The sequence below is a fragment of the Pseudomonas sp. Z4-7 genome, from assembly GCF_051131965.1.
Classification (GTDB): Bacteria; Pseudomonadota; Gammaproteobacteria; order Pseudomonadales; family Pseudomonadaceae; genus Aquipseudomonas.
Genome location: NZ_CP071642.1, coordinates 2,792,900 through 2,808,356, shown reverse-complemented (window position 1 = coordinate 2,808,356; position 15,457 = coordinate 2,792,900). Strand labels below are relative to the sequence as shown.

Here is a 15,457-nt window from a genome sequence, read left to right as displayed (position 1 = left end):
CTTACTCTTCCATCTCTGATAACAGGCGCTGCATTTCGTCCAGGGCTTCGTCGGTCGAAGGCCCCTGGGGCTTTTCGATCTGCTCGGCGAGCGCCGCGATCGTCGGGTTCTGGAACAGGCTGCGCAGCTCAAGCTTGACGCCGAAGCGGCTTTCGACCTGGGTCATCAAACGCATCGCCAACAACGAATGCCCGCCCAGCTCGAAGAAGCTGGTGAACACACCGACTTGCGGCAACTCGAGCAGGTTCTGCCAGATGTCCGCCAGTTGCTGTTCCAGTTCATTGCGCGGTGCCACGCCCTGGATCGCCACGGGCTGCGGTGCCGGCAATGCCTTGCGGTCGATCTTGCCGTTGGCGTTGAGGGCAAAGCGCGGTTGTTCGATGAAGCCGGCCGGAATCATGTAGCCCGGCAGCACACCTTCGAGATACCGACGCAGCGCCGCCTGATCAACCGGGTTCGGCGTTTGCAGCCAGGCGAACAGGCACTGGCTGCGCGAATCGATCATCACCACGGCTTCTTCGACGCCTGGGTAACGACGCAGCAGCGATTCGATTTCACCCGGTTCGATGCGGAACCCGCGTACCTTGACCTGGAAATCACCGCGACCGACATAGGCCAGTCGCCCGTCGTCGCGTCGGCGCACCAGGTCGCCGGTGCGGTACATGCGGCTGCCGGGTTCGCCGGTATAAGGGTCGGGCAAGTACGCCGCCGCCGTGATGGCGGGCGCGTGCTGATAACCACGGGTGACCCCGGAGCCGGCGATATACAGTTCGCCAGTGGCGCCCAGCGGAACCGGGCGGAGCATGTCGTCGAGCACGTAGCAACGGGTGTTGAGCAAGGGCGCGCCGATGTCGGCGACGCCGGACGGCACGTCTTGCAACGCCTGGGTGGTCGACCAGACGGTGGTTTCCGTCGGGCCATAAGCGTTGATCAACGCCACGCCTCGGCCACGCAATTCGTTCACCAGTTCACCGGGCACCGCCTCGCCACCGATCAGCCCACGCAACGGCGGCCAGTCAGCCTGGCCGGTCTCCAGAAGGATCTGCCAACCGGCCGGTGTCGCCTGGAACACCGTGGCCCGACGCAGCAGCGCGAACAGCTGGTGCCCATCGACCACCTGCTCGCGCCGCGCCAGCAGGATCGCGGCGCCGTTGACCAGCGGCAGGAACAGCTCCGGCTTGCACATATCGAAGGCGTACGTGGTGCTGGCGAGCCAGACATCCTCGGCACCAAGCGGCAGCAAGCGATCGAGACCGGCCAACAGATTGCTCAGGTTGCCACGGGTCACCTGCACGCCTTTCGGTGTGCCGGTGGAGCCCGAGGTGTAGATCACATATGCGCGCTGCCGCGGGTCCACCGCCAGCGTCAGGTTGGCGTCGCTGCTGGCATCCAGCGGCAACTGATCGAGCAGGACGTGATCGACGCCGGCCAAGGCCTCGGCGCAGAGACTTTCGCCGAGCACCAGGGCTGGACGCGCGTGATCGATGATGAAGCGCAGGCGTTCACTCGGGTGTTGCGGATCCAGCGGCAGGTACGCCGCGCCCGCCTTGTGAATCGCCAACAGGGTTGGCAGCAACCACGGGCCGCGACTCAGGCAAACGGCAACCAGATCATCAGTGCCGACATTGCGCGCACGCAGCCAATGGGCCAGTCGATTGCTGATGGCGTTGAGTTGCGCGTAGTTCAGCTGTCGGTCCTGGCAATCGACGGCAAGGGCTTCAGGCGTCAGGGCAGCTTGCCGTTCGAAGCGGGCAATCACGTCCATTGCGGCGGTCAAGGATTGCGCGGGCCGGTTCCACGGCCGCTCGGCGAGCGCATGGTTGGCATTCGCCAGGTCGATGTCCCAGAGGCGCGCCTCGGGTTGCTCGAGCATGCCTTCGAGCAGGTAACGGAACTCATCGGCGTAACGCTGTGCGGTATGTGCCAGGAAAAGGTCGGTGTTGTATTCCAGCACGCACTGCCAATCTTCGCCCTGCTGTTCGATATGCAGGCCGATGTCCACCAGGGCGCTGGCGCTTTCGACGTTCAGGCGCTGTGACGGCAGCCCGGCGAAGCGCTGTTCGAGCGCTGCGTTGGCATCCCGCTGGATCAGGTTGAACAACGCCTGGAACAGCGGCGTGTGGCTGAGATCGCGGCGCACCTGCAACGCTTCCACCAAGCGCTCGAACGGCACGTCGGCATGCTGTTGCGCCGCCAGGTGAGTGGCTTGCAATTGTTGCCAGAACTGCTCGACCGATTGTTGCGGGTCGATGTGGCTACGCAGGACCTGGGTGGTGGCGAAGTAACCGATCAGGTTATCCGTGTGGGCCTGATGGCGATGGGCGACCGGTAGGCCGACCCAGATTTCGCGCTGTCCGGAGTGCCTGGCCAACAAGGTTTTCCAGGCCGCCAGCAACGGAGCAAAAGCGGTCAGGCCGTGACGTTGTGCCGTTTCGCGCAGGCGCCGGACCAGCGCAATCGGCAGGTTGAAGCGCAGCCGCTGGCCGTTGTAGCCCTGCTCGGCGGGCCGCGGCATGTCGGTCGGCAGATTCAGCACGGGCGGCTCGCCCGCCAGGGCGTCACGCCAATACCCGAGCTGCGCTTCGATTCGCGCGTGCCCGGCCGGGCTCTGCCAGCTGGCCGCGATATCGGAGAATTGCAGCGGCAGCGGTGGCAGGCAAGCGTCGCCCCCTTCCAGCAAAGCCTGGTAGATCAGTTGCAGTTCGTTGAAGAGAATCTCCAGCGAGCGTGCATCAGCGATGATGTGATGCACGGTCACTTGCAGCACGCTGCGGTCGTGGCCTTGGTACACACGCACGCGCCACAGCGGCGGCGCGGTGAGGTCGAACGGACGCTGCGCCTCATGGCTCAGTTTTTGGGTGAAAGCGCTCGATTGCTCATCATTTTCCAGTGGCTCGAAGCTCAGCGGCATGACGTCGAGAGCCTCGACACGCTGCCGCGCACCCTCGGCTGTTTCGCTGAACAGCGTTTGCAGGCTGTGTTGACGGGCAACCAGTTGCGCCAGCGCCTGCTCCAGCACGGCCGGTTGCAAGTTGCCAGCCAGGCGCAGGGCCAGGGACAAGTGATAGGCCTGGGTATCGCCCTGCAGGCGATCAAGGAACCACAAGCGTTGCTGGGTGAAATGCAACGGTGCCAAGGGCTCTTCGAAAGCACGCAGGATGCCGTCGGCCTCGGTGCTTGCCTGGGCCAGCGTAGCGGCCAGGTCACGCAGCAGCGGTTGCTCGAACACGCTGCGCAATGGCAGGCGCCGGCCATGCTGTTCGGCGATCCGCGCGACCATTCGCGCCGCCAGGAGCGAGTGTCCGCCCAAGGCAAAAAAGTTGTCGTCGGCGCCAACCTCGGTGCATCCCAACAGCTCCTTCCAGAGCTCGGCCAAAGTCTGTTCCCACTCACCCGACAGCGCACCCTGCTGGCTGTCACGCTGTTGCGGTGCCGGCAGGGCCTTGCGGTCAATCTTGCCGCTCGGGCTCAACGGCAGCGTGTCGAGACGCACAAACTGGCTGGGCAGCATGTAGTCCGGCAACTGAGCGCCAAGGGTGTCACGCAGCAGCGCTTCATCCAGCGCATCGCCTGCGTAATAGCCCACCAGGCGCGCCGACTCACCGCTGCCCAACAACACGACAGCCGCCTCGCGAACCCCATGAATGCGGGACAACAGCGCTTCGATCTCACCCAATTCGATACGGAAACCCCGCAGCTTGACCTGGAAATCCAGGCGTCCCAGGTAATCGAGGCTGCCATTGCTGTTACGCCTGACCCGGTCGCCGGTACGGTACATGCGCGCGCCGGCCACGAAAGGATCCGGCAGGAACGCCGCGGCGGTCAGGCGCGCAGCGGCGAAATAACCCCGGCCCAGGTTGGCCCCGGCCAGGTACAGCTCACCGGGAACACCGGCGGCCACCGATTGCAAGTCGGCATCGAGAATGTACGCGGCGGTATTGGCCACCGGCTGCCCGATCGGCACCTCGGCGCCGGCTTCGTTGCCGCTGCGCACTTCAAAGGTGCTGTAGACGGTCGCTTCCGTCGGCCCGTAGCCGTTGATGACCTCGGCTCCCCTGCCCTCGATGGCTTCGGCCAATGCGCACGGCAAGGCCTCGCCACCGGAGATGGCGCGCACGCCTTGCCAACTGCGCGAGGTATGCGCCACCAGCATCCGCCAGGTGGCCGGCGTGGCCTGCATGACGGTGGGTTGCCCGGACAGCAACAACTGGTCGATGGCCTGCGGGTCCCGCGCCTGTTCGCGATCGGCCAGCAGAATACTGGCGCCTCGGGCCAGGGGCAGGAGCAACTCGACGATGGCAATGTCGAACGTCGCAGTGGTCAGCGCCAGGACCCGGTCCCGGGCCGTCATCGGCAGGACCTGCTCGACGGCCAGCATCAGGTTCATCAGGTTGCCACGGCTGATCGCCACGCCTTTGGGCTGGCCGGTGGAACCCGAGGTATACAGCACGTAGGCGAGCTGACCGGCGACGCAGGTCACTGCATTGAAGGTGTCGGTTGAAGCGCTGGCTTCAATGTCGAGCAACGGCAGGCCGCTGTTCCACTGCGCCAACACACCGAGACTCGCCGCCGTGCCCAGGCACAACGTGGGCCGGGCCGCTTGAAGAATGTAGCGGCCACGCTCCGGTGGTGTGTCCTCGGCCAAGGGCACATACGCAGCGCCGGCCTTGAGCACCGCCAACATGGCCATTGGCAGGCGCGCGTCGCGAGGCAGGCTCAGCGCAACGCGGTCTTCGATACCGACGCCCTGGGCCTGCAACTTCGCCGCCAACCGCTCGGCGGCCTGATCCAGTTCGGCGTAGGACAGCTGTTCATTGCCTGCCACGACGGCAATCGCCGCGGGGTGGCGGGCAACCTGAAGCGCAAAGGCCTGGAGGATGTCCTGATGACCGTTCACCGTGCGACCATCAATCCGCGCAAGATCCCGCTCGGCCGGCTGCCATGCCAGCTCACCCAACGGCTGATCGGACTGCTCGATCAACGCGTCGAGCAACGCCAGGTACTGTGCGGCCATCGCTTGCACAGTCTGTTCGCGGAACAGGTCGCTGCTGTACTGCAAGCTCAGGGTGATGCCGTGCTCGCTGTCGCGCACATCCAGGTGCAGGTCGCACAGCGCGCTGTCCGGACGATTGTCCAGCGGTTCGGCAATGACGTCGGTGAGGTCGAAACGCTCCAGGGCATTGCCTGGGAAATAGTTGAACATGACCTGGAACAGCGGGTTGTAGCTCACCTGCCGAACCACGCCGAGTTGTTCGATCAGGTAATCGAACGGTAGATCCTGATGGGACTGGACCGACACGGACAGCGCCTGCAATTCGCTCATCAGTTGCAGCAGGCTGCGCTCGCCGGAAAGTTTCCTGCGGTACACCAGCGTGTTGACGAAGCAACCGACCAGAGGCTGCGACACCGCATGGTGCCGGTTGGCCGCTGGAACACCGACCAGAATGTCGTCTTCGCCGCTGCGACTGCGCAACAGCAACTGGAAGGCGGTCAGCATCGGGATGAAATTGCTCCAGCCGTGGCGGGCGCTGAACGCCTTCAGGCGGGCCGCCAGGTCCTCGGGCAAGCGTCGCTCGACGCGCCCTCCGGCCTGGCTGGCCTGGGCAGGTCGGGCAAAATCGGCCGCCAGGTCGAGCACTGGCAGTTCACCGGACAGTTGCTCGCGCCAGTAGGCCAGCTCTTGCGCGCACGCCTTGCTGCCCATCCACTGGCGCTGCCAGACAGCGTAGTCAGCGTATTGCATCGCCGGGGCGAGCTGTTGAGTCGCCTGGCCCTGGCGGCGGTTGCGATACTGCTCGCACAAAGCGTCGATGATCAGTTGCAGGGACCAGCCATCGGCAACGATGTGATGGCAGTTCAGCGACAGGACCAATACCTGCGGCGCCAGGCGATACAGCCGGGCGCGCAGCAACGGCGCCGCTTCCAGCGCAAACGGGGTCATTGCATCCTGACGCAGCCGATCGTGCAGCGCGTCCTCGCTTGCCACATCGATCAGCGGCAAATTAAGTTCGGTCTGCGCCAGGATCACCTGGCTCGGCCCTTCGGCCCCGCTGACAAAGCCGCTGCGCAGCACCTCGTGCTGGTCGACTACCGCTTGCAACGCCGCACGCAGATCAGCGACATGCAGCTCGCCGGTCAGGCGTACCGCTCCCGCCAGGTTGTACGCCGGGCTCTGCGGGTCGAGTTGCTGCAAGAACCAGAGACGTTGCTGGGCAAACGACAGCGGCAGCTTTTCCGGCCGCGGCAGCAGGGTTGGCGACGGTTTTACCGTACCGGCCTGGCTTTCCAGCCAATCGGCCATGGCGGTGATGGTCGGGCGCTCGAAGACCACGCGCAACGGCAAGTCCTTGCCTGTGAGTTTGCCGATCAGGCCAATCAGTTGAGTGGCCAGCAGCGAATGGCCGCCGAGTTCGAAGAAGTTATCCTCGACGCCCACCTGTTCGAGCCCGAGCACGCTTTGCCAGGCCTCCACCAATTGGCCTTGCAACGCGCTGCTGGGTGCCACATAGCGGGCCTGGCTTTGCGCGGCGAAATCCGGAGCGGGCAAGGATTTGCGATCGATCTTGCCGTTGCCGTTGAGCGGGAAACGCTCCAGCAACACGAATGCACTCGGGATCATGTAGGCCGGAAGATTGCCCAGCACATGCTCGCGCAACGCCTCGATGCTGCACGCGACCTCGGCCACGACATAAGCCACCAGCACCTTGGAGCGCTGCTGGTCGTCGCGGGCCACCACCACCGCTTCCCGCACCCCTGGGTAACGGGTCAGGCAGGCTTCGATCTCGTCCAGTTCGATACGGTGGCCGCGAATCTTGACCTGATGGTCGGTGCGTCCGACGTATTCCATATCCCCATTGGGCAGGAAGCGCGCCAGGTCGCCGGTGCGATACAGGCGCGAACCGTCGTTGGCGATCGGATCCGGCAGGAACACCGCCGCCGTGCGCGCCGGGTCGGCCATGTAGCCGCGCCCGACGCCGACACCGGCGACGAAAATCTCGCCCACTGCGCCAACCGGTATCGGTTGCAGATCAGCATTGAGCAGATACAGGCGATTGTTCAGCGTGGCGCGCCCGATCGGCACGTTGATGCTTTGTTCCGGCAAACGCTCCAGCAGCGGGTGGAAGGCGACGTCATCGGAGCATTCGGCCGGACCGTAGGCGTTCATCAGCGGGATCGCCGGATAGCGCTCGAACCAGCGTCGCGCCAAGGCTGGCGGCAAGGCCTCACCCGTGGCAAGAACCCAGCGCAGGGGCGACGTCTCCAGGCCGGCGTCGAGCAGGCTTTGCATCAATGACGGCACCGCTTCGAGGATGCTGACGCCATGCCGGCCGATGGCCGTTGCCAGCGCCTCGGGGTCCTGTACCACACAGTCACCAAGAATCACCGTGCGTGCGCCGAGCACCAGGCCTGCGAGGGTTTGCCAGACCGAGATATCGAAGCACTGCGGTGCGGTCTGGGCGATCACGTCATTCGCATCGAGCCCCAGCCCCGGCAGCTTGCCCAGAATATTGTTGAGCATGCCCGCCTGGGCCACCATGGCGCCCTTGGGCGTGCCGGTGGAGCCGGAGGTGAAGATGCAATAGGCCAACGAGTCGCCGTGCACCGCGATGTTCAGGTTTTCATCGCTGTAGCCGCTCAGCACCGAGGGGTCATAACGCACGGCCTTGGGCCGCTGTTCGAGCAGATCCAGTGCCTGCATGGCCAACTCGCCCTGCCCCGCGCTGTGCACCAGCAACGGCGTGCGGCTCTGGCGCAGCACCTGGGCCAGGCGTTGGGCCGGGTTGCGTGGATCGAGCGGCAGCCAACCGGCACCGGCCTTGAGCGTGGCGACAATCATCACCACCAGGTCCAGCCCGCGCTCATCGAACACTGCGATCAGATCGTCGCTGCTCACACCTTGCGCACGCAGGTGCCGGGCCAGCCGGTTGGCGGCGCGGTTCAACTGATCGAAGGTCAGGCTGTGCTCGCCATGCACGACGGCAATGCGCTGCGGATTCTGGCGGACCTGCTGCTGGAAGCGCTCGATGAACAACGGTTGCAGCAGTTGTTCATCGGCCGCCAGGCCTCCACCGGCCCAGACCTGGTGCTGATGGCGGATTTCACTTTCATCGAGCATCGCCAGTTGATGCAAGGGCGTCGCGGCGTTCGCGCCCAGGGCCTCGCCCATGTTCAACAGCAGGGCACGGAAATGCCGCAGCATCTGCTCGACTTCTTCACGCAGGAACCAGTCAGTCTGGTAGGTCAGTTGCAGGTGCAGGCGCTCACCCGGCACGATGACCACGGTGATCGGGTAATTGGTGTGGGTGCGGTTGGCCATGTCGCTGATCAGGTAGTCCAGCTGCCCCTGGCGCAGGTCGGCGGTAATGGGCGCGTTCTCGAACACGAACAGACTCTGAAACAGGTCCTGGCGCTGGACGTCGCTCCAGCGCTGGATGTCGGCCAGGGACACACTCTCGTGTTCACGCAGGCTCAGGTTCTCGGTCTGCAAGGCTTTCAGCCACGGGCCAAGCGCGTCATCCGGGCGCCAGCTCCAGCGCAGCGGCAAGCTGTTGATGAACAGGCCGACGATGCTTTCCATACCTTGCAGGTGGACCGGACGACCGGCGACGGTGATACCGAACACCAGGTCGCGATCGCCGCTGTAGCGCGCCAGCAACAGGGCCCAGGCACCCTGCACCAGCGTGTTGAGGGTCAGGCCGTGCTGCGCCGCAACGTTTTGCAGCGCCAAGGTCTGCTCAGGCTGCAGAAACTCGACACAATCCTCGACCGGTTCACTGGCGCCCTGGATGCGGCCGACATGGCCGAAGCCGAACTCGTTTGGCGTGTCGAAACCCGCCAGGCGTTGTTGCCAGAAGGCCTGGTGATCCTCCGGCTTCTGGGTTTCCAGCCAACGAATGAAATCGCGATAGGGACGAGGCGCCGGCAGGTTCAATCGACGGCCTTCCTGAGCGGCACGGTAGCCGTTGAGGAAGTCCATCATGATGATCGAGAAGCACCAGGCATCCATCAGGATGTGGTGGTAGCTGCGCACGAACTGATAGGTGTCGGGCGCCAACTTGTACAGCCTGACCCGCATCAGTGGTGCCTTGGTGAAGTCCAGCCCTTCAGCGCGTTCCGCGCTGAGCAACTGTTCCAGACGCGCGTGCTGTTCGGCGTCGCTCAGGTGCGACCAATCCTCGTAAGTGATCGGCAGTTCGACCTGCTTGTGCACCACTTGCATCGGGCGCTTCTGCTGCTTCCAGACGAAGGAGGTGCGCAGCAGTTCATGGCGTTCCACCACTTGCGCCCAAGCCTGGCGGAACGCCGCCAGGTCGAGGTTCGGCATGACCATGACGTGCCGGTATTGCAGCAGATACATGCCCTTGCCCGGGTGCATCAGGCTGTGGAACAGCAATCCTTGCTGCATGGGAGCCAGCGGGTAAATAGCTTCGATGTTGCGCGAAAGAGCTTTGACCTTGTCGTTCATGCTGACGGTATCCGAACCTGTAATGTTTGGGGACGCAGAGGTTTCACTGTTCGAGTTGTTCGAGCAGCCCCAGGAATTCATCGTCGGACAAGCCGGAGTCGGCGAAATCCGAAGCCGTGGCGCGGCCAACCGAGGGCGCCTGGCAATGTTCCAGCAAGGCTGTGAGCCGCTGCTGGAACTGCCGCGCCAACTCGCTCACCAGCGCCGGGTCATGGACCTGCGGCGCATAACGCCACTCCACGTGCAGTTGCCCTTCGTTGACCAGCGCCGTCACGTCCAGCCAATGCGTGCGACGCGTGCTCTCGGCGCGCATGCCTGGACACACCGGCCGCGCCAGGCGCCAGAGGCGCGAAGCGCCGATCCATTGGTCGACCCGCCCCAGGTAGTTGAACGTCAACAGCGAGGCCGCAGCCAGGCCGTGCGCCGGGTCCTGGCGCAACAGGCCGTAGCCGATGCCTTGCTCGGGTACGCGGCGCAGGGCTTCCTTGGCCGCGATGATCGAGGGCTCCAGATCCCAGGAAGTGTCGACCGCCAGTGGATAGCGGCTGGTGTGCCAACCGATCGAGCGGGACAAATCGGGGGCCTGCTCCCAGCCGCTGCGGCCATGGCTTTCCAGCTCAAGGGTGACGCGCTCGCGACCCTGCCACTGGCCGATGACGCCGGCCAAAGCCGCCACCAGCAAATCCTGGACCTGGGTGCCGTAGGCGGCGTGGCAGTCGCCCAGCAACAACTGCGTCTGCTCCGATGAGAGTTGCGTGTCTAGCGTGCGGCTTGCGCCGTAGGTATTCGCCTGTTCGGGGAGAACGCCCTCTGCACGCAGTTGTTCGTGCCAGTAATCAACCTGGGCCAGCAAGGCCGGCTCGCGGCGGTGCTGCTGCAGGGCCTCGCTCCACACATGGAAACCCGCCGAGACGGCCGGCAACGCCAGGTCCGGTTGCAGGTAGAGACTTTCCAGCTCCTCCAGCAGCACCTGCCACGACACTGCATCGACGAGCAAGTGATGCGCCGTGCACAGCAGCTCCCGGCTCTGGGAGAAATACACCCAGCGAATCAACGGCGCCGTTGCCAGATCGAAGCCTTGCTGCCACTGCTGCAACAGCGCTTCGCTCAGGGGTTGCTCCTCGACATGGAACAACCCGTTGACCTGGGATTGAGAGAACGCCTGGTAACGTTGTTGCCAGCCATGCGCCGAGGCTTCGAAGACCAGGCGCAAGCTGGCGTGACGCTGCAACAGCGCGCCCACGGCCTGGGTAAACCGCGCCGGTTCCAATGGCTGGTCCAACGCCAGCAGCAACGACTGGTTCCAATACCCGGGCTGGTTTTGCTCCTGGGCGAAAAACCATTGCTGGATCGGCGTCAGGGCAAATGCCGCAGTGGGCTCGAGCTCGGAAGGCTTGGCACCCTCCTTCGCCGCGCCAAGGTCAACCACGTGTTCGGCCCAGCCGCGTACGGTCGGGAACTCGAAAATCTGCTTGGGCTTGAGTTGCAGGCCCTGCTGCTTGGCCCGGGCGATGATTTGCAGGCTCAGGATCGAGTCTCCACCAACGCTGAAGAAATTGTCATCGACCCGCAGCTCCGGGTTACTAAGAATTTCCCGAGCGATGTCGAGCAAGCGCTGTTCGAGACTGCGCTGCGGTGTTTGCACCACTCGCGCCAAGGCGCGCACGGTCTGTTCGGCGAACAGCTGCTTGGGCGTCATCAGGATGTTCTGCTGGCGCGCCAGCGCAATGATCTGCAAGCCGAGGATCGAGTCGCCGCCCAGGGCAAAGAAGTTGTCATCGGGCCCCAGGTCGGAATTGCCGAGCAGCCCGCGCCAGATGTCCAGCAATGCGCTTTCAACCGCGTCCAACGGCTGATCGAGCGATGTCTTCGCCGGCGCCTGGGCCGGCGCCTGCTCGTCCCATCGCAGCAATGCCTGGCGATCGACCTTGCCGTTGGGCAGCAAGGCGAAACCCTCGAGACAATGCCATTGGGCCGGTTGCATGTAGTCCGGCAGTTGCGCTTGCAGGGCAGCTTGAATGTCGGGCAGCGCGGCAGCTGGCGCGACCAGAAAAGCTACCAGGCGATTGCCGGTCAACGGCGAAGGGCTGTTCAGCACCTGCACATCGCCGACCTGCGGCATCGCGCGCAATCGAGCCGCGACTTCGGCCGGTTCTACCCGGTAACCGCGAATCTTCACCTGCTCATCGAGCCGACCGAGAAACTCCACCTGCCCTTGATGATTGATTCGAACCCGATCGCCGGTGCGATAGCCGTGCGGGCTAAAGCGGGCCCGGTCTGCGTCGGTCGCGCTGAGGTAACCCAACGCAACGGTCGCCCCCTCGACGTACAGCTCGCCACTGACGCCTGTCGGCAAGAGTGCGCCGGCGGGCGAACGCACGCTGACCTGGACATTCGGCAGGGGTCGACCCAGCGGCGCTGCGCCGCGGGTATCGACCTCATGGGTCAACACCCCGACGGTGGTTTCGCTGGGGCCGTAGTGGTTGACGATGCGCAAGTCCGGCTGCAAGGCGCGCAAGCGTGAAACCAGTGCCTGGCCCAGGGCCTCGCCGCCGGTCACCAGGCACTGGCGCGGCAACAAGCGCTGCGGATCATTGGCGACCAGCAAGGCGTTGAGGTGCGACGGCACGATTTTCAGCAGGTCCATGGGCTCGCGCTCAAGCACCGCAGCCAGCTCCTCGGCATCGAAAGCCAGCTCCTCGGCCAGCAGGCGCAGGCGCCGACCACTGAGCAGTGCACCGAACAACGCCGTGTGCCCCAGGTCGGTGGCGCAACTGGCCAGGCTTGCAAGGCTGGCATCGGCGGACAGGTTCAGGCGTTCAAGGCAGCCGGTCACGTAATGAATCAGGTTGGCCTGGCTGACCGCCACGCCCTTCGGCCGTCCGGTGGAGCCGGAGGTATAGACGACGTAAGCCGGCAGGTCTGCGGCCACGGCTGCGCGCAATGGCGATTCGCTGGACAACGACGCGGTTGGCAACGACAGCCACCGTACCGGTTCAGGCAGCCATTCGGGACGCTGGCCCTCGCCCACCCAGACCCGGGGCGTGGCATCCTCGCAGATGTCCTGCAAACGCGACTGCGGCCACTGCGGATCGAGGGCCAGGTACGTGGCGCCGCACTGCCAGGCCGCGAGCATGTGCATCACCAGCTCGCGGCTGCGGGGCAGGCACAAGGCGATGCGAGCACCCTCCAGGTTCGCGCCTGTCTGCAAGCGCTCGCCACGGGCAACCACCGCTCGGCCCAGCTCGGCATAGCTCAATGTGCCTTGTTCGTCTTGCAGGGCAATCGACTCAGGCTTGTGGGCGCACTGCTGGACGAACGCCTGCCAGGCGTTGCTGACCGGGACCGGTAAGTCCTCGCCACTGAGGATCGATCGTTGCACGGACGGTAGCCAGTCGAGCTGGGCAAAAGGTACGTCCGGCTGGTCGATGACCGCGTGGACCAATGCAACGAACTGGTCGCAATAACCCTGGACTGTTTCGTGACGGTACAAAGCCTTGCTATAACGCCACCGACAGAGGAAACCCTCCTCCTCATCCACCACAACCATGTTCAGTTCATGGGCCGCTCCACGCTGTTCCGACAACACGGGGTCCACGTACTGGTGAAACGGCGCGGCACGTTCCTTGTTGAGCGTGAACATGTGCTGGAACAGCGGCGCCTTGCCCGCCTGACGCTCGAGGTTCAACTGCTTGACCAGGCGCGAGAACGGGTAGTGTCGGTGCGCGAGGGCCTGCTTGACGGTGGCGTCTACCTCACGGGCCCAGTCACGACTTGAAAGGTCTGGCTGCAAGCGACAGCGAACCGGCAGCGAGTTGACCAGATAGCCCGGCAAATTGAGGTGTTCGCGTCGCAAACGCAGACCGCCGGCCGTACCCAGCACAAAATCGTCTTGCCCGGACAACACCCCGAGAAACTGTTGAAACAGCGAGAACCACCAGACGTAAGGCGTCACGCCCCACTCGCGGGCCCGGGCCCTCGCCCTCGCCGTGGTGGCGGGATCGAAGCGAACCGGCAGCTCCATCCCTTCGAATGAGCGGTTACCGCCAAAGGCGAAATCCGTCGGCAACTCCAGCGTTGGAGCTTCGCTCAGTTGTGCCTGCCACCAAGCCAGCTCCGCAGCTTCGGTCGCCTCGCTACGCACGTGCAGCTCACTGTTGTAGTTGCGATAGGCATCAGGATTGATTGCAAGCAACGGCTGACCATCGACCTGTGCGAACAGCTCGTTGAGCACGATATGGAACGTGGCCGGATCGGCAGCGATGTGATGGATCACCAGCAGCAGCGTGAGCTCGGTATGACCGTCCCGGGCGTTGCTCAGCACCACACCTCGGCTAACTTCACCGGCCTGGAGATTGAAAGGCCGGTCGGCCAGTTCGGCAATGCGTTGCTGCAAGGTATCGGTGTCCGCCGCCTGCAAGGCAACCCACTGCAACGGCTGGATATTTTCGCTACGACTCCACTGCACCAGGTCGCCGTTGCGTTCACCGTAGGCCGTGCTCAACACCGGGTAACGCCGCTGAATCGCGGCCCAGGCGTCTTGTAGGCGCCGAGGCAAGTCCTCCGTTACGAACTGCGCCTTGATTCGTCCTGCGTAAGCGAGGTTATAGGCACAACTGTCGGGTTCCAGTCGCTGTAGAAACCAGAGCGCCTGCTCATTGTCGGTCAGTGGCCGCGCATCAAGATAATCGGGATGCAGGGCCAGCCATTGCAACACTTCGTGCTCTCGCGAACGGAGCTCAGCTTCAAGTTCATCCGTCAAAGCACCTTGCGACCCGGGCACGATGTCCAGTTGACCTTCGGCTTCCGATAGGCGAATTCCACGCAGCCAGCAGCGATGCATCAGGCGATCGAGCATTTGATGTCCTTCATTTTGCTTGTTTGGAATAAGCCACCCAATGCGGCGGCTTAATGCAAGAGCGTCGGGCTCAACCCGCCGAAGCAGGCTCGGCCATGGCGACCACGACCTTTCGCGCGCCCTGGAATGTCGAGCGGCCGTGAGCCACCAGCATGTTGTCGAGCATCAGCACGTCGCCCGCCTGCCAGGGGAAAGTCACCTGGCAGCGCTGCAGTACGCCGCGCACATGCTCCAGGGCTTCCAGCTCGATGGGTGAACCGTCCCCGTAGAAGACGTTACGTGGCACACCCTCTTCGCCAACGATGGAAATCAGCGTCTCGCGTACCGGCGCAGCGAGATTGGAGATATGAAACAGATGCGCCTGGTTGAACCATACCCACTCCCCGGTCACCGGATGCTGGGCCACGGCCTGGCAGACCTGGCGCGTGGACAGCTCGCCGTCGTCCGTCCATTGGAACTGGATGTGGTTGGCGCGACAGAATTGTTCCACCTGCGAGCGATCTTCGGTGCTGAACGCCTGCTGCCAGGGCAAGTCGAGGCCGTTGCCGTAGTTGCGCACGTACATCAGGCGTTTCTCGGCGAAGCGCTGGCGGATCGCCGGATCGAGTTGCTGGTAGACCCTGCGGCTATCGGCGATCGGGGTTTCACCACCCACAGGAGAAGCCTGTACGCAGTGGAACCAGATCTTCATCGGCCAATTGAGCGAATAGGACTGCTCGTTGTGCAGCGGGATGACCTGGTGGGCAGGGTATTCAGTGGAGGTGTATACGCGGTTGTTGAGCTTGGTGCGCGGCGTGGAGGCGTAGTCGTAGGTCAGCAGCTCATGGCCAAAACCGCGGGCAAATTCCTCGAAATCAGCTTCCCCGCTGAAGGCAAAACCGCGGAACAGAATGCCGCCGACACGCGGCAACTCGGCCTCGACTGCCTGCAGGATCTGCGCTCGGCTATCCTGCCAGCGAGCCCCCGTGGCGGGCGCTTCGAAAATGAACGGCAAGGTCTGCTCGTTGCCCGGTACGCCTTCCATGGATTGAACCTGTGCACGCGCCAAACCAGTTTCCATTTGTAATCCCTCGCCATTCCGATGAGCGTATTTTTCGAGAGCACAAACTAATACAAACGAGTAACAACCGCAA

The 15,457-nt window shown here is 63.9% G+C and carries 3 protein-coding genes; all 3 read right to left on the bottom strand.

Going from position 1 to position 15,457, the window contains the following annotated elements; translation table 11 throughout:
• Position 1 precedes the first annotated feature (1 nt).
• The 3 genes from J3P91_RS12845 to J3P91_RS12835 all read right to left on the bottom strand — a co-directional run bounded on the left by J3P91_RS12845 (position 2) and on the right by J3P91_RS12835 (position 15,348).
• A complete protein-coding gene (locus tag J3P91_RS12845; RefSeq protein WP_434604616.1) occupies positions 2 to 9,466 on the bottom strand; it encodes an amino acid adenylation domain-containing protein in 9,465 nt (3,154 codons plus the stop codon).
• Between the two features lie 43 nt (positions 9,467 to 9,509).
• A complete protein-coding gene (locus J3P91_RS12840) occupies positions 9,510 to 14,324 on the bottom strand; it encodes an amino acid adenylation domain-containing protein (RefSeq protein WP_434604613.1) in 4,815 nt (1,604 codons plus the stop codon).
• A gap of 70 nt (positions 14,325 to 14,394) precedes the next feature.
• Positions 14,395 to 15,348, bottom strand: coding sequence for a TauD/TfdA family dioxygenase (locus tag J3P91_RS12835; protein ID WP_434574191.1), 954 nt, complete (start codon positions 15,346 to 15,348; stop codon positions 14,395 to 14,397).
• Between the last annotated feature and the right edge of the window lie 109 nt (positions 15,349 to 15,457).

Excerpts from the sequence above, each read along its gene's own strand:
- J3P91_RS12845 (WP_434604616.1), bottom strand. The coding sequence starts at position 9,466 with ATGAACGACAAGGTCAAAGCTCTTTCGCGCAACATCGAAGCTATTTAC.
- J3P91_RS12835 (WP_434574191.1), bottom strand. The coding sequence starts at position 15,348 with ATGGAAGGCGTACCGGGCAACGAGCAGACCTTGCCGTTCATTTTCGAA.
- J3P91_RS12840 (WP_434604613.1), bottom strand. The coding sequence starts at position 14,324 with ATGCTCGATCGCCTGATGCATCGCTGCTGGCTGCGTGGAATTCGCCTA.